A 20,082-nucleotide genomic window follows, 5' to 3' on the forward strand; every position below is an offset into this window, starting at 1 on the left:
CTACATGCAAGTAATGCGTGGCTGGGCGGCTCGTTGCGCGCCCTGGGTCGGTTTCTGTGCGCTGCTCGTTACTGCGCAGGGCGTCCGGGCCGGCGACTACGACGGGTCGCCCCAGGTTGCCGAGTTCGTCGGTGAAATGACCCGCGACTACGGTTTTGCCGGTGAACAGCTGATGGGCGTGTTTCGCGAGGTGCAGCGCAAGCAGTCGATCATCGACGCCATCTCGCGCCCGGCCGAACGGGTAAAACCGTGGAAGGAGTACCGGCCGATGTTCATCACCGACGCGCGCATCGCCCGTGGTGTCGACTTCTGGCGCCAGCACGAGGCCACCCTGGCGCGCGCCGAGCAGGAGTACGGGGTGCCGGCCCAGGTGATCGTCGCGATCATTGGCGTCGAAACCTTCTTTGGCCGCAATACCGGCAACTATCGGGTGATCGACGCACTGTCGACCCTGGGCTTCGATTACCCGCCGCGTGCCGAGTTCTTCCGCAAGGAGCTGCGCGAGTTCCTTTTGCTGGCCCGTGAAGAGCAGGTCGACCCGCTCACCCTGAAGGGGTCTTACGCCGGGGCCATGGGCCTGCCGCAGTTCATGCCGAGCAGCTTCCGCGCCTACGCCGTGGACTTCGACGGCGACGGCCATATCAACATCTGGAACAACCCGGACGATGCCATCGGCAGCGTCGCCAGCTATTTCAAGCGCCACGGCTGGGTGGCCGGGCAAGCGGTGGTCAGCCGCGCGCAGGTACGCGGCGAGCGTGTCGACGAGGGCCTGAGCCCGGGCATCGAGGCGGTCAAGACCGTCGCAGAGTTGCGGGCACTGGGTTGGTCGAGTCATGATGCGCTGCGCGATGATCTGCCGGTCACCGCTTTCCGGCTCGAAGGCGACAACGGCCCCGAATACTGGCTGGGCCTGAAGAACTTCTACGCGATCACTCGCTACAACCGCAGCGTGATGTACGCCATGGCGGTACATCAACTCTCGGACCAGCTGGTTCAAGCACGAGGCGCCCGGTAATGCGCGTACTGTTCTCTGACACTTCCCTGAAACTGATCGGCTGCGTGGCCCTGGGTGCACTGCTGGTCAGTTGCTCCTCCAGCCGCCCGGCATCGTCCGGTGGCGGCGCGGTCGTTCGCGCCAAGCCGGGCCTGGATATCAACCGGGCGCACAAAGATGGTGCGCCGTGGTGGGACGTCGATGTCTCGAAGATCCCCGATGCCACCCCCACCGTGCACACCGGCCCGTACAAGGCCAACCCCTACACGGTGCTGGGCAAGACCTATTTCCCGATCCCCGAGTCGCGCAACTACGTTGCCCAGGGCACCGCGTCCTGGTACGGCACCAAGTTCCACGGCCAGAACACTGCCAACGGCGAGGTCTACGACCTCTACGGCATGAGCGCGGCGCACAAGACCCTGCCGTTGCCCAGCTACGTCAAGGTGACCAACCTGGACAACAACCGCACGGTGATCCTGCGGGTCAACGACCGCGGGCCGTTCTATTCCGACCGGATCATCGACCTGTCCTACGCTGCGGCGAAGAAGCTCGGCTACGCCGAGACCGGTACCGCCCGCGTGCGCGTCGAAGGCATCGACCCGCAACAGTGGTGGGCGCAGCGTGGTCGCCCGGCACCGATGGTGCTCGAGCAGCCGCAGGTCGCCCAGACCCAGGCACTGCCAGCCAGCACCGGCACCGTCGAGCAGTGGACGCCGCCGCCACAGCAGCACGCTGCCTCGGTCGTGCCGGTGCAGGTCGCCAGCGGCAACAATGTCGCGGCCGGCTCCGGGGTATTCCTGCAGGTCGGCGCATTTGCCAACCCGGATGCCGCCGAGTTGCTACGCTCCAAGCTCAGTGGCATGGTCAGCGCGCCGGTGTTCATCAGCTCCATCGTGCGTAACCAGCAAACCCTGCACCGGGTGCGCCTGGGGCCGATCAACAGCCAGGGTGAAGCCCAGCAGATGCAGGACAGCCTGCGGCTGGCCAATCTGGGGCAACCCAAAGTCGTGACGGACTGATCGGGGGGACTGATCGGTTTGTCATGTAGCCGGGCCGAACAGCCATGTACAATGGCCGTTTTGCTCACCAGGGCCTGGCCCTGGAAACACGTTTTGCCCAACAGGGCATGAGCCCATTAGCCATTTCGAGAGACGGATGAACATCACCACCTTTGCCAAACGCCTTTGCCTGCTTGTACCGCTGATGATCGCCCCTGCCGCTTTCGCGGCAGAGCAGATGATGCCGTCGCCGCCGCAACTGGCAGCCAAGTCCTACGTGCTCATGGAGGCCTCCAGCGGCAACATCCTGGTCGAGAACAATGGCGACCAGCGCCTGCCGCCGGCGAGCCTGACCAAGTTGATGACCGCCTACATCGCGACCCTCGACATCCGTCGCGGGCAGATCGGCGAGAGCGACCCGGTCACCGTCAGCGAAAACGCCTGGCGTACCGGTGGTTCGCGGATGTTCATCAAGGTGGGCAGCCAGGTCACCGTCAGCGACCTGCTGCACGGCATCATCATCCAGTCCGGTAACGACGCCAGTGTCGCTCTGGCCGAGCACATTGCCGGCAGCGAAGATGCGTTCGCCGACATGATGAACAAGACCGCGGCCGACCTGGGCATGAGCAACAGCCACTTCATGAACCCGACCGGCCTGCCGAACCCCGAGCACTACTCCTCGGCGCACGACATGGCGGTACTGGCACGCGCAATCATCAACGAAGACCCGGCCCACTATGCGATCTACTCGCAGAAGGAGTTCTTCTGGAACAACATCAAGCAGCCTAACCGTAACCTGCTGCTGTGGCGTGACAAGACCGTCGACGGTCTGAAAACCGGCCACACCGATGAAGCCGGCTACTGCATGGTGTCGTCGGCCGTCCGTGACGGCATGCGCCTGATCGCCGTGGTCTTCGGTACCAACAGCGAGCAATCACGCGCTGCCGAGACGCAAAAACTGCTGACGTACGGCTTCCGCTTCTTCGAAACCCAGACCTTCTACCAGAAGGGCACCGAGCTGGCCCAGGCGCCAGTTTGGAAAGGCACTGCAAGCCAGGTCAAAGCCGGTCTTGCCGAAGACCTGACCATGACTTTGCCTAAAGGCCAATTGAAGAAACTGGCAGCAAGCATGACCATGAACCCGCAACTGACCGCGCCAATCGCCAAAGGTGACGTGATCGGTAAAGTGGAAGTCAAACTGGACGACAACGTTGTCCACAGCGCTGATCTGATCGCGCTGGACGGCGTCGAGGAAGGTGGTTTCTTCCGTCGGGTGTGGGATAGCATTCGTCTATTCTTCTACGGGTTGTTCAACTGATATCGTGACCTGCCACGCCCCCGCCAACCACGCGGGGGCGTTGTTGTTGCCACGGCTTACGAGGCCGTTACTGATGAGCGAAGACGTCAAATCGCACAAAATCGAATTCCCATGCGCCGATTACGCAATCAAGGTAATCGGTGACACCGGCGTCGGGTTCAAGGACAAAATTGTCGAGATCCTGAAGAAACACGCCGAAGTCGACATGAGTACCCTGGCCGAGCGCCAGAGCAAGGAAGGCAAGTACACCACCGTGCAGCTGCATATCGTCGCCACCGGCGAAGACCAGTTGCAGGACATCAACAGTGCCTTGCGGGCCACCGGTTTCGTGAAAATGGTGCTCTGATGCCCGCAAGCCTCGGCTTTCGCGATCTTGGACTGTTGCCTTACGAGCCGGTGCTCGAGGCCATGCGCCGGTTCACCGACCAGCGTGGCCCGCACAGCGGCGACGAAGTCTGGCTGGTCGAGCACCCGGCGGTGTTCACCCAGGGCCAGGCGGGCAAGGCCGAGCACCTGTTGGTGCCCGGCGATATTCCGGTGGTGCAGACCGACCGGGGCGGTCAGGTGACTTATCACGGTCCTGGCCAGTTGGTGGCGTATCTGTTGTTGGATGTTCGCCGACTCGGCTTTGGCGTGCGCGATCTGGTGTCGCGGATCGAACGCTGCCTGATCGAGTTGCTGGCAAGTTATGACGTCGAGGCGGCGGCCAAGCCGGATGCGCCTGGCGTGTATGTCGACGGGGCGAAAATCGCCTCTCTCGGCCTGAGGATTCGCAATGGCTGTTCGTTCCATGGCCTTGCTCTGAACGTGGACATGGACCTTGCGCCATTCCGCCGGATTAACCCCTGTGGGTATGCGGGGCTGGCTATGACCCAGCTGCGCGACCAGGCAGGTCCGATCGAACTCCATGAGGTAAGGGCAAGGCTGCGCGGGCAGCTGGTCAAGCACCTCGACTATGCTGAGCAGACGACCCTTACGGGCGGAATCGACTGAATATGACTATCGTGCAAGAGCCGGCGCTGAACGCCGTGCAAAACGTCACCCCGCCGCGACCGAAGGTCGAAGCCGGTGTGAAACTGCGTGGCGCGGAAAAAGTAGCGCGCATCCCGGTAAAGATCATCCCTACCGACGAACTGCCGAAAAAGCCTGACTGGATTCGCGTGCGCATCCCGGTTTCGCCGGAAGTCGACCGTATCAAGCAGCTGCTGCGCAAGCACAAGCTGCACAGTGTTTGCGAGGAAGCCTCGTGCCCGAACCTGGGCGAGTGCTTCTCCGGTGGTACTGCCACCTTCATGATCATGGGTGACATCTGCACCCGTCGTTGTCCGTTCTGCGACGTCGGCCACGGCCGGCCGAAGCCACTGGACGTCGACGAGCCGAAGAACCTGGCCGTGGCCATTGCCGACTTGCGCCTGAAGTATGTGGTGATCACCTCGGTGGACCGCGATGACCTGCGTGACGGCGGTGCCCAGCACTTTGCCGACTGCATCCGCGAGATCCGCGCGCTATCGCCGGGCGTGCAGCTGGAAACCCTGGTTCCGGACTACCGCGGACGGATGGACGTAGCCTTGGCGATCACTGCCGAAACCCCGCCGGATGTGTTCAACCACAACCTGGAAACCGTGCCGCGCCTGTACAAGGCGGCGCGTCCGGGGTCGGACTACCAGTGGTCGTTGACCTTGCTGCAGAAGTTCAAGGAGTTGGTACCGCATGTACCGACCAAGTCCGGCCTGATGCTGGGGCTGGGCGAGACCGACGAAGAAGTGATCGAGGTGATGCATCGCATGCGCGAGCACAACATCGATATGCTGACCCTTGGCCAGTACCTGCAACCGTCGCGCAGCCACTTGCCGGTGCAGCGGTTCGTGCACCCGGACACCTTCGCCTGGTTCGCCGAGGAAGGCTACAAGATGGGCTTCAAGAACGTTGCCTCGGGTCCACTGGTGCGCTCTTCGTACCACGCCGACCAGCAGGCGCACGAGGCCAAGATCAAACTCTGATTGCCGTCTGAGATGCCAAAAAGCCCCCGCACCTGTGAAGGTGCGGGGGCTTTTTGTTGGCCTGAGGGCCGCATCGCGGGCTCTTGTGGGAGCGGCGGTGCGGCGCCCCGACTCGTCCCACCATGCTGTTTAGCGGCTACGCAGGCTCTCAAGCAGACGATGCGTCGGGTAGCCATCCGCCGGCCAACCCAGCGACTGCTGCGCGCTGCGGATCGCCTTGCGGGTGTTCGCGCCGATGATCCCGTCGGCGGTGCCGGCGTCGAACTGCCGGGCGCTGAGCAGGGTCTGCAGCTCGATGCGTTCGCTACGGCTCAGTGGCAGGTCGTCTTTCGGCCAGTTGCCCCGGATGAAGCCCGAATTGTAGAAGCGCTCAGCCAGCAGGCTGACTGCCAGTGCATAGGATGACGAGTTGTTGTACTTGAGGATCGCGCGGAAATTGTCCAGCACCAGGAACGCCGGGCCCCGTGCACCCGCCGGCAGCAGCAAAGCCGCTGATAGCTGCTGACTGCCGGAAGGCAACGGGTTGCCAGGTGGCAGCGTCACCCCCAGCTGTAGCCATTCGGCGACAGTTTTACGCTGGCTGCCATCGGCCAGCCAGAAGTCGAAGCCGGTCGGCACCTGCACCTCGAAGCCCCATGGCTCGCCACGCTTCCAGCCTGAGCTTTGCAGGTAGTGCGCGGTCGAGGCCAGGGCGTCGGCCGAACTGCTCCAGATGTCGCGGCGACCGTCGCCGTCGAAGTCGACGGCGTGGGTGTTGTAGGTGGTCGGGATGAACTGGGTCTGGCCCATGGCGCCGGCCCAGCTGCCGCGCATGGCGTCGGGCTGGATGTCGCCGTTCTGCAGGATCTGCAATGCCGCAATCAGTTGCGCCTGAGCGAACGCCGGGCGGCGGCCTTCGTAGGCCAGGGTCGCGAGGGAGCGGATCACCGATTTGTTGCCCTGGAACTGGCCGAAGTTACTCTCCATGCCCCAGACCGAGACCAGCACGCTGCGGTCGACGCCGTAGCGTTGTTCGAGGCGGGCCAGCAGCTCGGCATGTTTTTCCAGCAGGGCTTTGCCGTTGCGCACGCGCACTGGCGACAGGGCGCCTTCCAGGTATTCCCATACCGGGCGGCTGAATTCGGGTTGGCTGCGGTCGGCCTTGATCACGTCCACGTCGACGGTTACCCCGAGGAAGGCGCGGTCGAAGGTGGACGGGCTGATGCCGGCTTGCAGGGCTTGCTCGCGAAAGCCCGCTTGCCATTGGGCAAAGGTTTGCAGCGGCTGGATTTCCGCGCTGGCTTCGGTTGGGGCAATCGGCAGTGTGACGACGGGGTTGGGCTGGGCCGGAGCCAGGGGCAGCGCATCGGCGGCAGTAGGGTGCTGCGCACAGGCGACAAGCAGGATGAGGCTGGAGGCAGCGGTCAACTGACGCAGTGGCCAGCGACGGGAAAGGCTGAGGGGCATGCACAAGTCCAGGTATTTCAAGTCAGGTGCCGACCATACCATGCCTGTGGTTTTCGTGCCTTCATGCGGCCAAAAAGTAAGAAGCCTCCCAATCTCTCGACTGGAAGGCTTCGCGGCGGTAGCTGCCTTTGCCTTTACCTGAGCGTTCCTGGCGGCTGCGGAACAGGGGTTGGGCAATGATCGATTTGGCCTTGTTGGGGCCTGGTTTTGCAGGCTTTTTGCTCATGACAGGAGGTCCTGTTGAGGGGGAGGTGGGCGCACTATAGGCCGGGTTTTGCGCACTGACAATGCTGGCTTTAATGCCTTGATGTGGGAGCGGCTTATTCGGCGGGGAGTTGCAGCCGTTGCCCGGCCATCAGCAGCGAAAGCCGCGCCAGGCTGGTCCACGGCGAGCCCGGCGCCTGGCCCTTGATCTGCGCGTCGATGCGCTGTGCATCCTGCAGCAGTTGGCTCCAGCGTTGCGCCGAAAGGCGTTGCAGGGCTTTGCTCATCAGCGGCTTGCGTTTGTCCCAGACTGGCGGTCGGGCCTGGCTGAAGGCCTTGTCCAGCGGTACGCCCTGGCTGAATTGCTGGGCCAGGCCGGCCAGCACGCGCAACTCGCGGGCCAGCGCCCAGAGGATCACCGGCGGCTCGACCCCTTCGCCACGCAAGCCCTCAAGCATGCGCAAGGCATGTGTGGCTTCGCCATTGAGGATCGCGTCGACCAGGCCGAAGACATCGAAGCGCGCGCTGTCGGCCACGGCCGCCTGCACGGTGTCCACGGTGATCGGGTTGCCGTCGGCGAGCAGCTTGAGCTTTTCGATCTCCTGCGCCGCTGCCAGCAGGTTGCCTTCGACCCGTGCCGCGATCAGTTCCACCGCGTCACGTTGCGCCGACAGCCCGGCCTGCGCCAGACGCTGGTTGATCCACTGCGGCAACTGGTTGCTGTCCACCGGCCAGATTTGCACGAACTGCACCTGTGCACCCTCGACCAGCGCCTTACCCCACTTGGTCTTTTGCGCGCTGCCGTCAAGCTTGGGCAGGCTGATCAGCAGCAAGGTGTCTTCGGCAGGCCGCGAGCAATACTCGATCAGCGCTGCCGCACCCTTGTCGCCAGGCTTGCCCGAAGGCAGGCGCAGCTCCAGCAGGCGGCGCTGGGCGAACAGCGAAAGGCTGGCCCCGGCCTGGAGCAGGGTGCCCCAGTCGAAGTTGGCATCGGCGCTGAACACCTGGCGTTCGTCGAAGCCCTGCTGGCGGGCCGCCTGGCGAATCGCGTCGGCGGCTTCCTGGCACAGCAGCGGGTCGTCGCCGCTGATCACGTAAACCGGGGTCAGGTTGCCTTGCAGGTGCTTGTTGAGTTGGGCTGGGGACAGTTTCATGGGGAGGGACGGGGCACCGGAGCGCCCCGTTCAGGCTCACTTGGCCGGGAACTCCAGCGGCGATTGCTGGGGCTGGGCGTCCTGGGCGCGGCGGGCCGCTTCGACTTCCAGCGCTTCGGCCCGCTCACGCTCGTCGGCCTTGGCTTGCAGTTGTTCCAACTGAGCCGGCGACAGCATTTGCAGGCGGGACATCATCTTCTGCACCAGCTCGCGACGCATTTCCGAGCGGATCTGCGCCGCTTCCTGACCCGAGCCGGTAATGTTGTTGCCATCGTAGCTGTAGATCTTCTGTACTTCCAGCTTGTCGGACAGCAGCGGCGCATTGTTGCGGCCCTGGATGGTGTAGCTGAGGACTGTGCTCAGTTCATAGTCCACCGAACGGCCTGCACCGGCATAGCTGGCCGCGCGCTGGGTTTCGCTTTCGCTGGTCAGGACCAGCTCGTACGGCGCGCTGGCGCTGACGTTGACGCCGCTGTTCTTCATTACATTGCGCAGCTGGGTCACGGTAGGGCCGTAGGCATCACGCGCGCTAAGGTTCATGTCCTTGACGGTCAGTGCGTTGGTGTCGGTACCACGCAGATGGAAACCGCAGGCGCTGAGCAGGACAGCCAGGCCCATCACCAGCAGATTGCGTTTGATCATCTTGTTGCTCCCTTGAAACCTTGTGGGCACGATTCTATTCGAGCGCCCCGGCGGACCGGGGCGCCTGTTCCTGTCAGTTGGCGACGATGTTGACCAGCTTGCCCGGCACCACGATGACCTTGCGGATGGTCTGGCCTTCGGTGAAGCGCAGCACGTTCTCGTTGCTGCGCGCCGCGGCCTCGACTTCCTCGCGGCTGGCGCTGGCCGGCATCTCGATCTGCCCGCGCAACTTGCCGTTGACCTGAATCACCAGCACCAGGCTGTCCTGGACCAGGGCGCTTTCGTCGACGGTAGGCCAGCTGGCGTCGATCACGGCGCCGCTGTGACCCAGTTGCTGCCACAGCTCATGGCTGATGTGCGGGGTGATCGGCGCCAACAGCAGGGCGACGGTTTCCAGGCCTTCCTGCAGCAGGGCACGATCCTGTTCGCTGGCGTGCGGGGCTTTTTCCAGCACGTTCATCAGGGTCATCACCTGGGCGATGGCGGTGTTGAACTTGTGGTGCTGGCCGACATCGATGCTGGCTTGCTTGATCGCCGCGTGAATGGCACGACGCACGACTTTTTGCGCGTCGTCCAGGCTGGCGACATCGACCTTGCCGGCGACACCCTTGGCCACATGGGCCTGGGCCAGGCGCCAGACACGACGTAGGAAGCGGTTGGCCCCTTCGACACCGGAGTCGGACCATTCCAGGCTCATGTCCGGTGGCGACGCGAACATCATGAACAGACGGCAGGTATCGGCGCCGTAAGCGTCGATCATCGACTGTGGGTCGACGCCGTTGTTCTTCGATTTGGACATCTTCTCGGTGCCGCCGATTTCCACCGGCAGGCCGTCGGTCTTCAGGCGTGCGCCGATGATCTTGGCCTTGGCATCGCGTTCGATTTCGACGTCGGCCGGGTTGAACCAGTCCTTGCCACCATTGCTGGCCACACGGTAGTAGGTTTCGGCAACGACCATGCCTTGGGTCAGCAGGTTTTTGAATGGCTCGTTCGAGGTGACCAGGCCTTCGTCGCGCATCAGCTTGTGGAAGAAGCGCGCGTACAGCAGGTGCAGGATCGCGTGTTCGATACCGCCGATGTACTGGTCGACCGGCAGCCAGTGGTTGGCCGCTTTCGGGTCGACCATGCCGCCTTCGTAGTTTGGCGAGGCGTAGCGGGCGAAGTACCACGACGACTCGACGAAGGTGTCCATGGTGTCGGTTTCACGCTTGGCCGCACTGCCGCATTTCGGGCAGCTGCATTCGTAGAACTCGGGCATGCGCGCCAAGGGCGAACCGGCGCCGTCCGGCACCACGTTCTCCGGCAGGGTGACCGGCAGTTGGTCTTCCGGCACCGGCACGTCGCCGCAGGTCGGGCAGTGGATGATCGGGATCGGGCAGCCCCAGTAGCGCTGGCGGCTGATGCCCCAGTCGCGCAGACGGAACTGGGTACGCGATTTGCCCAGCGCCTTGCTGATCAGCGCGGCTTCGATGGCGTCGAAGGCGCCGGCGAAGTCCAGGCCGTCGAAGCTGCCGGAGTTGATCAGGGTACCGTGCTCGCCATAGGCGGCGTCCCAGCTGCTGCCGACTTCGTCGCCGGCACTGGTGCGCACCACGGCTTTGATCGGCAGTTGGTATTTGCTGGCGAACTCGAAGTCGCGCTCGTCATGCGCCGGTACGGCCATTACCGCGCCGTCGCCGTAGTGCATGAGTACGTAGTTGGCGACCCACACCGGCAGTTTTTCGCCGGTCAGCGGGTGCTCGACCAGCAGGGACGTGGCCAGGCCTTTCTTCTCCTGGGTGGCGATGTCGGCTTCGGCAACGCTGCCGCTCTTGCATTCGTCGATGAACGCTTGCAGCGCCGGGTTGCCCTGGGCGGCCAGGGTCGCCAGCGGGTGCTCGGCGGCAACTGCGACGTAGGTGGCGCCCATCAGGGTGTCGGGACGGGTGGTGAAGACTTTCAGTGCGCCGGCCTGGCCGATGCTGGCCTGGTCGTATGGGAACTGCACTTCCATGCCGCGCGATTTACCGATCCAGTTGCGCTGCATGGTCTTGACCTGCTCAGGCCAGCCCGGCAGTTCGTCGAGGCTTTCCAGCAGCTCGTCGGCGTAGTCGGTGATCTTGAAGTAGTACATCGGGATTTCGCGCTTCTCGATCAGCGCGCCCGAACGCCAGCCACGGCCGTCGATGACCTGCTCGTTGGCCAATACGGTCTGGTCGGCCGGGTCCCAGTTCACGGTACCGTTTTTACGGTAGATCACGCCTTTTTCGAACAGGCGGGTGAACAGCCACTGTTCCCAGCGGTAGTAGTCCGGTTTGCAGGTGGTGACTTCACGCGACCAGTCGATGGCCAGGCCCAGGCTCTTGAGCTGGGTCTTCATGTAGTCGATGTTTTCGTAGGTCCACTTGGCCGGTGCGACGTTGTTCTTCATCGCAGCGTTTTCGGCCGGCATGCCGAAGGCGTCCCAGCCCATTGGCTGCAGGACGTTCTTGCCTTGCATGCGCTGATAGCGGGCGATCACGTCGCCGATGGTGTAGTTACGCACGTGCCCCATGTGTAGCTTGCCGCTTGGGTAAGGGAACATCGACAGGCAGTAGTACGTGTCCTTGCCTGGCTGTTCACTGACTTCAAAAGACTGGTGCTCGTCCCAGTAGGTCTGGGCGGCTGCTTCGATTTCGCGGGGCTGATAGAGTTCGTGCATGGCTACTTTGCGCTGAGAAATGGGAGACCTTATCCAGGCAGGTTTAAAACCGTTGCGCCCGGCAATCCGGTGTCAAGAGTGAACGCCGTAGCATACATGACCCCCGCGCGTCGTGGGAAACCCTGATTGCATCGGGGGTATCGGCGCGGGCCGTTGGTCGCGGCGTTCGGCCGGTTTTTCGAGTAACGCTAAGCTCATGTGTGGGGGGAGATAAATTTTATCTTCAATGAGGTGAACGGATGGGAGAGTCGCAGCTACAAGCACTGAAACCGGAGTTGTACGAACGCCTGATTGATCGTCTCGGTCTAGCCCTGGATGTTGCCAAGACAGCCGTTCGATTACGCGATGAAATGCCTGCTGAACTGGAGCTGCGGGGCTTGAGCCGCGCTGAATTCGAAGTGATCAAGGCTTACCTGGCCGCGTTGCCGGGAGGCGGGCAGGGATGCGCCAGCGCGTTACAAGCAACGGAACCGCCCGCGTCGGCCAGTGTCGTCTGGCTCAAGGACAAACGGCGCTCGACGACGACTGCAGCATCCAGAACGCTGCACGTCAAATAGACGTTCGGGATGCCACGGCGCAGGCAGGAGTGCGCCAACGTTCGAATATTTTTCACTGATCGGCACCCGGCTATTGTTGCCCGGTGCCGATCCTCTTAGGCTTCGCGCACTTCATGGAGAGATGCCCGATGCCGTTCCGCTATTTCATCAAACAAATGATCATGCCCCCGGGCATTCTGTTCCTGCTGCTGATTGCTGCCTGGTGGTTGCGTCGCACCTGGCCGCGCACGGCGAGGCTGTGTTTTGTCCTCGGCTTGGGCGGTTTGTGCTTGATGAGCCTGCCGGTGGTGGTCGAGCGCTCGGCGCGCGTGCTGGAACACGTGCCGGCGCTTGAGCTGACGCAGTGGGCTGCGCTGGCCGCGCAGGCCGATGCGATTGTGGTGCTCGGTGCCGGTCGTGAGCGCGGCGATCCAGCCTGGGACGGGGTCGATCAACCGACCGGAGTGGCCTTGGAGCGCATGCGTTATGCCGCGCAGTTGGCCAAGGCCTCCGGTCTGCCGCTATTGACCAGTGGCGGCCTGCATTACGGTTCACCGCCCAGCGAGGCGCAGTTGATGGCCGATTCGTTACAGCGCGACTTTGGCGTGAGCGTGCGCTGGAAAGAAGAGCGGAGCCACACCACCTGGGAAAACGCCCTGTTCAGCGCCGAAATTCTCAAGGCGCAAGGCCTCAAACGGGTGGTCGTGGTTACCCAGGCCTGGCACATGCCGCGTGCGCAGTGGAGTTTCGAACAGGCCGGGCTCAGCGTGGTAGCGGCCCCAGTGGGCTTTCTCGGCAAGGACCACGGGCGCCCGTTCGGCGGCTGGATGCCGGAGAACAAGGCGCTGTGGCAAAGCGGCCAACTGCTCAATGAGCTGGTTGGCCTGATCGGCTACCGGCTGTTCTACTAGAGCGCCCTTACGAGACCGTGCGGGCCACTCGGCTGGCCAGCAGGGCCCAACCCAGCAACAGCCCGCAGAGAATCGCCAGTGGCCACGAGCGCCATTGCAGGTACGGGGTCAGTTGCTGCATCGGCACCACTTCACCGTAGAGGATGCCGCGCTCGAATTGCGGGATTTGTGCGCTGATCTTGCCGAACGGGTCGATCAGCCCGGTGACGCCATTGTTGGTCGCGCGGATCATCCAGCGCCCGGCTTCCAGGGCACGCATCTGCGCCATTTGCAGGTGCTGCAGCGGGCCGATCGAACGGCCGAACCAGGTGTCGTTGCTGATGGTCAGCAGCACGTCGCTGCGCGCGGCAAGGCTGGCGGACAGTTCCGGGTAGACCACTTCGTAGCAGATCAGCGGGGCGAAGTGATAACCCTTGGCCTGAAGCAACGGCTGGTCTTCCGGGCCGCGGGCGAAATCGGACATCGGCAGGTCGAAGAACTCGATCAGCCCACGCAGCATGTCCTGCAGCGGCACGTACTCGCCGAACGGCACCAGTTTCTGCTTGAGGTAGGTGCCGTCGCCTTCGCCGACCACGGTGATGCCGTTGTAGTAGCGCCGTTGTTGATGCACCACTTCGCGCACCGGTACGCCGGTGATCAGCGCCGAGTGCCGGTCGCTGGCGAAGTTACCCATCATGTCCAGGTAGCCTTGCGCCGACTCCTTGAGTACCGGCACCGCCGTTTCCGGCCAGACGATCAGGTCCACTGGCTTGCTGCTGAAGCTCATGTCGCGGTACAGCGCCAGCTGGGCATTGAGCTGGGCCGGGTCCCATTTCAGGCTCTGTTCGATGTTGCCCTGGATCGCCGCGACTGTCAGTGGCTCACCCGAGGGTTTGGTCCAGGCATGGCCTTTGAGCGCCACGCCGATCAGCCACGGCGCCAGCAGCAATACCACGCCGATGGCGAGGAATGACTTGCGCGCGCGCAGCCGGTACAGGTTGCACCGCAAGGCAGCACTCAGCGCCAGGCTGAACGAGATCAGCCACATGCCGCCCAGCGGCGCGAGCCCGGTCAGGGGGCCGTCGAGCTGGCTGTAGCCGGCGTAGAGCCAGGGGAAACCGGTGAGGAACCAGCCGCGGAAGGCCTCCTGGGCCAGCCACAGCGCGGCGAAGCCCAGGGCATCGGCCAACGGCGCTTCGCTACGGCGCAACCAGCGCGCCCAGAGCCACGCCGGCAAGGCGAAAAACCAGGCAATGGCGGCGAAGAACAGCAGCATCAGGCCGCCGGCGAGCAGTGCCGAAGCGCCGCCGTAGGTGTGGATGCTGACGTAGATCCACCAGGTGCCGGCGCCGAACAGGCCGAAGCCATAGCACCAGCCGCGCCATAGCGCCTGACGCGGGCTGACATCGCGCAAGCCGAGGTAGAACAGCCCCAGCGCGACCAGGGCCAGTGGCCAGATGTCGAACGGGGCCAGCGCCAGGGTGGTCAGGGCGCCGGCCGCCACGGCCAGCAGGTTACCGGGCCAGCCGGGACGGGTGATCCAGCGCATGGTTGTCCTTAACGAGTGATGGGAGTCAGGCGCAGCAGGTGAATACGCCGGCTGTCGGCATTGAGAATGCGGAACCGGTAAGCGCCGATCTCGGTGGTCTCGTTGCGCTTGGGCAGATGGCCGAATGCACTCATGACCAGGCCGCCGACGGTGTCGAATTCGTCGTCGGAGAAGCTGCTGTCGAAGAACGCGTTGAAGTTCTCGATCGGGGTCAGCGCCTTGATCAGGAAGTCGCCACTGGGCAGCGGTTTGATGTAGCTGTCTTCCTCGACGTCATGCTCGTCCTCGATGTCGCCGACGATCTGTTCCAGCACGTCCTCGATGGTCACCAGGCCAGCCACACCGCCGTATTCGTCGATGACGATGGCCATGTGGTTATGGTTGGCGCGAAACTCGCGCAGCAGCACGTTCAGGCGCTTGGACTCGGGCACGAAGGTGGCCGGGCGCAGCAGGTCCTTGATGTTGAAGCTGTCGCCGTTCTCCTTGAGGATCAACGGCAGCAGGTCCTTGGCCAGGAGCACGCCGAGCACATCGTCATGGCTTTCACCCACCACCGGGTAGCGCGAGTGCGCGGCATCGATCACCGCCGGGAGGAATTCCCGCGGCGATTGCGACACCTTGATGCTGATCATCTGCGAGCGCGGCACCATGATGTCGCGCACCTGCAGGTCGGCGACCTGGATGGCGCCTTCGACGATGGTCAGCGCTTCGCTGTCGAGCAGCTTGTTCTGGTGCGCTTCGCGCAGCAGCTCGAGGAGCTCCTGGCGGTTTTTCGGCTCATGGGCAAAAGCCTGGGTCAGTTTACCCAGCCAGGACTTCTGCCCGTTGCTCGATCGGTCTTCGCTCATGGCGGTTACTCGTGTTCCTTGCAGGTATCGTGGGGTGAATCGTCTTCGTCGTCGGCGTACGGGTCGGGATGACCCAGTTCGGCAAGCAACTCTCGTTCCAGTGCTTCCATTTCCTCGGCTTCCTCATCGTCGATGTGGTCGTAGCCGAGCAGGTGCAGGCAGCCGTGGATGACCAGGTGCGCCCAGTGCGCTTCCAGGGACTTGCCCTGTTCGGCCGCCTCGCGCTCGACCACCGCCACGCAGATCACCAGATCGCCCAGCAGCGGGATGTCGAGCATGTCATCGGGGACGTCGGCCGGGAACGACAGCACGTTGGTGGCGTAGTCCTTGTGCCGGTAGGTGTGATTGAGTTCACGGCCTTCGGCTTCGTCGACCAGACGGATGGTCATCTCTGAGTCGGCGCTGCGCTGGCGCAGGGCCAGCTCGCACCAGCGGCGGAACAGTGTGTCATCGGGGGCGGCGGCATCCGTGGCCCGTTGCAGGTCAAGTTCAAGCATCGCGTTGGGTGCCTGCCGTGTTGTCCTGCTGGCGGTTCTCGAAGCGCTCGTAGGCTTCGACGATACGCTGGACCAGGGGGTGGCGCACCACGTCCTTGGGTTGGAAGTGGGTGAAACTGATGCCCGGTACACCGTCCAGCACGCTGATGACATGCGCCAGGCCGGACTTGGTGCCACGCGGCAGGTCGACCTGGGTGATGTCGCCGGTAATGACCGCCGTGGAGCCGAAGCCGATCCGGGTAAGGAACATCTTCATCTGTTCGACAGTGGTGTTCTGGCTTTCGTCGAGGATGATGAAGCTGTTGTTCAGCGTGCGCCCGCGCATGTAGGCCAGCGGGGCGATCTCGATCACCTGGCGCTCGATCAGTTTGGCCACGTGCTCGAAGCCGAGCATCTCGTACAGGGCGTCGTAGAGCGGGCGCAGGTAGGGGTCGATCTTCTGGGCGAGGTCGCCCGGAAGGAAGCCGAGCTTCTCGCCGGCCTCGACTGCCGGACGCACCAGCAGGATGCGCCGTACTTGCTCGCGTTCCAGCGCATCGACGGCACAGGCCACGGCCAGGTAGGTCTTGCCGGTACCGGCCGGACCGATGCCGAAGTTGATGTCGTTGCCGAGGATTTCCTTCACGTAGCGCTGCTGGTTGATCCCGCGTGGGCGGATCATGCCTTTGCGCGTGCGCAGGGAAACCGCCACTTCGTTGACCGCCGGGTTGGCCAGCGCCTCGACGGCGGATTCCTGAAGGAACAGGTGCACCATGTCTGGCGACAGCTCGGTGGCCTTGGTCTCGCGATAGAGGCGGCGCAGCAGTTGCTCGGCGGCAGAGGTGCTTTGCGGCTCGCCAATCAGTTCGAACTGATTGCCGCGATTGCGGATCTCGATGGCCAGGCGCTGTTCGATGAGGCGCAGGTGCTCGTCGAACTGCCCGCACAGGTTGGCGAAGCGGCGAGCCTCGAAGGGCTCGAGGAGAAAACGATGAGGTTCGATGGGTGCGTTCAAGGTTGTTTATAGCCGCCCGACGGCAATGGAGTTGGATTCAAGGATAACCCCACCGGCGAGCCTGCGAAAGCGCTGAAACGTTCAAGGCTCGCCGGGGCGGCGGCGATGTACGCTCAGCGGCTGGCGCGGCGCTGTGTCGGCGGCGGCCTGGTGCCTGGCGCTATGGTATAGTTTGCGGCTTCTTTACCCATGATTATTCCAGTCAAAAATGACCAAGCGTGAAGCCCCTATCTACAAAGTGATCTTTCTCAACCAGGGCCAGGTGTTCGAGATGTACGCCAAGCAGATCTACCAGAGCGATCTGTGGGGCTTTCTCGAGATCGAGGAGTTCGTCTTCGGCGAACGCACCCAGGTGGTGGTAGATCCGAGCGAAGAGAAGCTCAAGGCGCAGTTCGAAGGCGTGGTGCGCAGCTTTGTGCCGATGCATTCGATCGTGCGGATCGACGAGGTCGAGCGTCTGGGTACGCCGAAAATCAGCGAAGCGAAGGGTATGGGCAATGTGATGCCATTCCCGATGCCGATGCCGGAGAAGTAAGCGCTCGGCTCAGGGCGTTTGCGGCAGCGGCGAGAACGGCGTACGGCCCTCGGCGGATTGCAGCTCCAGCAGGTACTTGCGGAAGATCTGCCCGAGTACCTGGGTAGCCACTTCCAGCTCATCGCGGGGCATCTGGGCCGACACTTCGTCGGCCAGGTCCAGCGCATCTTCGGCGCCGTTGACGGCCGCCATTTTCAGCACGATGTAGGCCTGAACGTTGTTGGCAGCGACGCCTTCACCCTTGAAGAACATGCTGCCGAGGCGATACTGCGCTTCGGCATGGCCTTGCAGCGAGGCTTGTTCGAAGTAGTCGAGGGCTTGCTTGAGGTCGCGCGGGGTGTTGTTGCCGTCGTAGTAGAACTCGCCGAGTTCGAATTGCGCCTGGGCGTCACCGGACTTTGCCAGCGCCTGGCAGGCACTGATGGCCGCCGGCAGCTCTTCGGCGGGCGCAGAGAGCGTGCAGCGTCCCGTTGCCGGAATCAGCAACGAGTTACCGCCTGCCATGGCCAGCAGGGGCTGAAGTAGCAACAGGCAGCCCAAGGCAAGGGCGCGGCCAGCGCGGTTCATGGTGATCGACTTACCTCTGCGAAGCTGCGGCCAAAGTGTCTGGTGGCACATTATGGGATAAGCAGCGCCAACCTTACAAAGTCTTTACTCGATTTTCTGCTGATGCGCGGGAATTGAATGACGTTGTCGCTGGGCGGGCCCGCTCCCTGTAGGCGCGTGCCCGTCTGCGATCGAGCGCGAAGCGCTCGTAGAGTCTGAACGTGCGGTGTTTCAGAAACACCGCGTTTACTGGGGTTACTGCCGCTTCGTCCGAACGCGGCCCGGCCAGGTCGCAGGCAAGCCCGCTCCTACAGCTGGGCGAAGGCGCGCTCGGCCGCATCCAGAGTGATCTGCAGCTCTTTGTCACCGTGCGCAATCGAGGTGAAACCGGCTTCGAATGCGCTCGGCGCCAGGTACACGCCACCTTCGAGCATCAGGTGGAAGAAGCGCTTGAAGCGCTCGGCATCGCTGGCCATCACGTCGTCGAAGGTGACGATGTCGTCGGCGCCGCTGAAGTACAGGCCGAACATGCCGCCAGCCTGGGTGGTGACGAACGGTACGCCCGCCGCATCGGCGCGCTGCTGCAGGCCATCGAGCAGGCGGCCGGTGAAGGCGCTCAGTTCGTCATGGAAGCCCGGCCGGCTGATCAGCTTCAGGGTGGTCAGGCCGGCCGCCATGGCCAGCGGGTTACCCGACAGGGTGCCGGCCTGGTACACCGGGCCCAGCGGAGCGATCTGCTCCATGATGTGGCGTTTGCCCCCGAAGCAGCCGACCGGCATGCCGCCGCCGACGATCTTGCCGAAGGTCGACAGGTCCGGGGTCACCCCGTAGTGCGCCTGGGCGCCACCGAGGGCCACACGGAAACCGGTCATCACTTCGTCGAAGATCAGCACCACGCCATACTGGTCGCAGAGGCGGCGCAGGCCTTCGAGGAAGCCCGGCGCCGGCGGTACGCAGTTCATGTTGCCGGCCACCGGCTCGACAATGATGCAGGCCACTTCCTGGCCGACTTCGGCCAGCATCTGCTCGACCGCGGCAATGTCGTTGAACGGCAGGGTCAGGGTGTGTTTGGCGAACGCCGCCGGCACACCGGCCGAGCTCGGTACGCCCTGGGTCAGCAGGCCCGAGCCGGCTTTTACCAGCAGGCTGTCGGAGTGACCGTGGTAGCAGCCTTCGAACTTGATGATGCTGTCGCGGCCGGTGAAGCCACGGGCCAGGCGGATGGCGCTCATGGTCGCCTCGGTGCCCGAGCTGACCATGCGGACCATTTCCATCGATGGCACGATCGAGCAGACCAGGTCGGCCATTTCGGTTTCCATCGCGGTCGGCGCGCCGTACGACAGGCCATGTGCCAGTTGCTTGCGTACCGATTCCAGTACATCCGGGTGGCTGTGACCGAGAATCATCGGGCCCCAGGAACCCACGTAGTCGACATAGCGCTTGTCGTCCTCGTCGGTGACGTAGGCGCCTTCAGCATGCTTGAAGAATAGCGGGGTGCCACCGACGCTCTTGAACGCCCGCACGGGCGAGTTGACGCCACCGGGGATATGTTTCTGGGCATTGGCAAACAGCGTTTCGGAACGAGACATGTCGGGCTCTCTCAATCAGGCAGATGCGAACAGGGCGTTGAAGGCGCGGGCGCGGCGGGTGACTTCCTGCGCGCTGTCGGCGCCGAACAGCCCGTGAATCACCGCCAGCAGGTCGGCGCCATGGGCGACCAACGGGGCGGCGTTGTCCAGGGTGATACCGCCAATGGCAGTGATCGGCAAGGTGATCCGGGCCTTGGCCTGCTCGAGCAGCTCGAGGTTGGCCGCTGGCGCACCGGGTTTGGTCACGGAATTGAAGAAGCGGCCGAAGGCCACATAGCTGGCGCCATCTTTTGCCGCCTGTTCGGCCAGTTCCAGCTGGCCGTGGCAGGTAGCACCGACGATGGCCTCGCGGCCGAGCAGGGCACGGGCCGGCGGCAGTGCGCCGTCGCCCTGGCCGAGGTGTACGCCGACACCCAGGCGTGCGGCGAGTTCGGCGTCGTCGTTGATGATCAGGCGGGTCGGGTAGCGCTCGCAAAGTCTTGCCAGGGCTTCGGCCTCGCGCAGCCGGCGGGCTTCGTCCAGCCCCTTGTCACGGTATTGCAGCAGGGTCACGCCGCCGTCCAGGGCTGCCTCGACCCAAGGCAGGAAGCGCCCGGCGAGCAGTTGGCTGTCGGTGATGGCATACAAACCGCGTAACTTCATCAAGGGGCCTCGCAACGATT

Annotated in this window: 21 protein-coding genes; 9 read left to right on the forward strand and 12 right to left on the reverse strand. The window is 63.6% G+C overall.

Annotated features, from left to right (window positions below):
• Nucleotides 1-4 precede the first annotated feature (4 nt).
• The 6 genes from mltB to lipA all read left to right on the forward strand — a co-directional run bounded on the left by mltB (nucleotide 5) and on the right by lipA (nucleotide 5,310).
• A complete protein-coding gene (gene mltB / locus DCO48_RS06705; protein ID WP_116549874.1) occupies nucleotides 5-1,015 on the forward strand; it encodes a lytic murein transglycosylase B in 1,011 nt (336 codons plus the stop codon).
• Nucleotides 1,015-2,013 carry a septal ring lytic transglycosylase RlpA family protein gene (locus DCO48_RS06710; RefSeq protein WP_116549816.1) on the forward strand — a complete coding sequence of 333 codons (999 nt, stop codon included), beginning with the start codon at nucleotides 1,015-1,017 and terminating at the stop codon, nucleotides 2,011-2,013. Before mltB ends, DCO48_RS06710 begins: the two co-directional genes overlap by 1 nt.
• A gap of 136 nt (nucleotides 2,014-2,149) precedes the next feature.
• On the forward strand, nucleotides 2,150-3,310 hold the full coding sequence (locus DCO48_RS06715) for a D-alanyl-D-alanine carboxypeptidase family protein (protein ID WP_116549817.1): 1,161 nt from the start codon (nucleotides 2,150-2,152) through the stop codon (nucleotides 3,308-3,310).
• A 73-nt stretch (nucleotides 3,311-3,383) separates the two neighbouring features.
• Nucleotides 3,384-3,656: a DUF493 domain-containing protein gene (locus DCO48_RS06720; RefSeq protein WP_165840738.1), complete on the forward strand. Its 273-nt coding sequence runs from the start codon at nucleotides 3,384-3,386 to the stop codon at nucleotides 3,654-3,656.
• On the forward strand, nucleotides 3,656-4,303 hold the full coding sequence (gene lipB / locus DCO48_RS06725; RefSeq protein ID WP_116549818.1) for a lipoyl(octanoyl) transferase LipB: 648 nt from the start codon (nucleotides 3,656-3,658) through the stop codon (nucleotides 4,301-4,303). The genes DCO48_RS06720 and lipB overlap by 1 nt, the downstream gene beginning before the upstream one ends.
• A gap of 2 nt (nucleotides 4,304-4,305) precedes the next feature.
• A complete protein-coding gene (lipA, locus tag DCO48_RS06730) occupies nucleotides 4,306-5,310 on the forward strand; it encodes a lipoyl synthase (RefSeq protein WP_116549819.1) in 1,005 nt (334 codons plus the stop codon).
• Between the two features lie 129 nt (nucleotides 5,311-5,439).
• Here lipA and DCO48_RS06735 read toward each other — a convergent pair whose 3' ends face one another.
• From DCO48_RS06735 to leuS, 5 genes are all read right to left on the reverse strand, one after another.
• Complete coding sequence (locus DCO48_RS06735) at nucleotides 5,440-6,756, reverse strand: lytic murein transglycosylase (RefSeq protein ID WP_116549820.1); 1,317 nt, start codon at nucleotides 6,754-6,756, stop codon at nucleotides 5,440-5,442.
• A gap of 61 nt (nucleotides 6,757-6,817) precedes the next feature.
• Nucleotides 6,818-6,982, reverse strand: coding sequence for an alternative ribosome rescue factor ArfA (arfA, locus tag DCO48_RS06740; protein ID WP_065760360.1), 165 nt, complete (start codon nucleotides 6,980-6,982; stop codon nucleotides 6,818-6,820).
• A 94-nt stretch (nucleotides 6,983-7,076) separates the two neighbouring features.
• Entirely contained in the window at nucleotides 7,077-8,114 is a 1,038-nt protein-coding gene (gene holA / locus DCO48_RS06745; protein WP_116549821.1) for a DNA polymerase III subunit delta, read from the reverse strand.
• A 36-nt stretch (nucleotides 8,115-8,150) separates the two neighbouring features.
• The gene (gene lptE, locus DCO48_RS06750) at nucleotides 8,151-8,756 is read right to left on the reverse strand and encodes an LPS assembly lipoprotein LptE (RefSeq protein ID WP_116549822.1); all 606 of its coding nucleotides are present in this window, start codon (nucleotides 8,754-8,756) and stop codon (nucleotides 8,151-8,153) included.
• A gap of 73 nt (nucleotides 8,757-8,829) precedes the next feature.
• The gene (gene leuS, locus DCO48_RS06755) at nucleotides 8,830-11,436 is read right to left on the reverse strand and encodes a leucine--tRNA ligase (protein ID WP_116549823.1); all 2,607 of its coding nucleotides are present in this window, start codon (nucleotides 11,434-11,436) and stop codon (nucleotides 8,830-8,832) included.
• Nucleotides 11,437-11,675: 239 nt separating this feature from the next.
• Here leuS and DCO48_RS06760 point away from each other — a divergent pair, with 239 nt between their 5' ends.
• Nucleotides 11,676-11,993 carry a hypothetical protein gene (locus DCO48_RS06760; protein ID WP_116549824.1) on the forward strand — a complete coding sequence of 106 codons (318 nt, stop codon included), beginning with the start codon at nucleotides 11,676-11,678 and terminating at the stop codon, nucleotides 11,991-11,993.
• Between the two features lie 128 nt (nucleotides 11,994-12,121).
• Nucleotides 12,122-12,883 (forward strand): YdcF family protein, encoded by a 762-nt coding sequence (locus DCO48_RS06765; protein WP_116549825.1) that lies wholly within the window; start codon nucleotides 12,122-12,124, stop codon nucleotides 12,881-12,883.
• Nucleotides 12,884-12,890: 7 nt separating this feature from the next.
• On the opposite strand, the gene lnt is transcribed toward DCO48_RS06765, so the two are convergent.
• From lnt to DCO48_RS06785, 4 genes are read right to left on the reverse strand one after another with little or no spacing between them, the layout of a single operon-like run.
• On the reverse strand, nucleotides 12,891-14,411 hold the full coding sequence (gene lnt / locus DCO48_RS06770; protein WP_116549826.1) for an apolipoprotein N-acyltransferase: 1,521 nt from the start codon (nucleotides 14,409-14,411) through the stop codon (nucleotides 12,891-12,893).
• Nucleotides 14,412-14,419: 8 nt separating this feature from the next.
• Entirely contained in the window at nucleotides 14,420-15,259 is an 840-nt protein-coding gene (locus DCO48_RS06775; RefSeq protein WP_116549827.1) for an HlyC/CorC family transporter, read from the reverse strand.
• A 5-nt stretch (nucleotides 15,260-15,264) separates the two neighbouring features.
• Nucleotides 15,265-15,756, reverse strand: a complete 492-nt coding sequence (ybeY, locus tag DCO48_RS06780; protein ID WP_116549828.1) for an rRNA maturation RNase YbeY — start codon at nucleotides 15,754-15,756, stop codon at nucleotides 15,265-15,267.
• Nucleotides 15,749-16,750: a PhoH family protein gene (locus DCO48_RS06785; protein WP_116549829.1), complete on the reverse strand. Its 1,002-nt coding sequence runs from the start codon at nucleotides 16,748-16,750 to the stop codon at nucleotides 15,749-15,751. The genes ybeY and DCO48_RS06785 overlap by 8 nt, the downstream gene beginning before the upstream one ends.
• 208 nt (nucleotides 16,751-16,958) lie before the next feature.
• Between DCO48_RS06785 and DCO48_RS06790 the strand changes: the two genes are divergently transcribed.
• Nucleotides 16,959-17,285, forward strand: coding sequence for a DUF1820 family protein (locus DCO48_RS06790; RefSeq protein WP_116549830.1), 327 nt, complete (start codon nucleotides 16,959-16,961; stop codon nucleotides 17,283-17,285).
• Between the two features lie 9 nt (nucleotides 17,286-17,294).
• Here the strand turns inward: DCO48_RS06790 and DCO48_RS06795 are convergent, their stop codons facing one another.
• The 3 genes from DCO48_RS06795 to thiE form a co-directional block, all read right to left on the reverse strand.
• Nucleotides 17,295-17,852 carry a tetratricopeptide repeat protein gene (locus tag DCO48_RS06795; RefSeq protein ID WP_116549831.1) on the reverse strand — a complete coding sequence of 186 codons (558 nt, stop codon included), beginning with the start codon at nucleotides 17,850-17,852 and terminating at the stop codon, nucleotides 17,295-17,297.
• A 287-nt stretch (nucleotides 17,853-18,139) separates the two neighbouring features.
• Nucleotides 18,140-19,420 carry a glutamate-1-semialdehyde 2,1-aminomutase gene (hemL, locus tag DCO48_RS06800; protein ID WP_116549832.1) on the reverse strand — a complete coding sequence of 427 codons (1,281 nt, stop codon included), beginning with the start codon at nucleotides 19,418-19,420 and terminating at the stop codon, nucleotides 18,140-18,142.
• A gap of 15 nt (nucleotides 19,421-19,435) precedes the next feature.
• Nucleotides 19,436-20,062 (reverse strand): thiamine phosphate synthase, encoded by a 627-nt coding sequence (gene thiE / locus DCO48_RS06805; RefSeq protein WP_116549833.1) that lies wholly within the window; start codon nucleotides 20,060-20,062, stop codon nucleotides 19,436-19,438.
• Nucleotides 20,063-20,082 lie beyond the last annotated feature (20 nt).

This window comes from Pseudomonas sp. SDI (genome assembly GCF_003105155.1).
Classification (GTDB): Bacteria; Pseudomonadota; Gammaproteobacteria; order Pseudomonadales; family Pseudomonadaceae; genus Aquipseudomonas.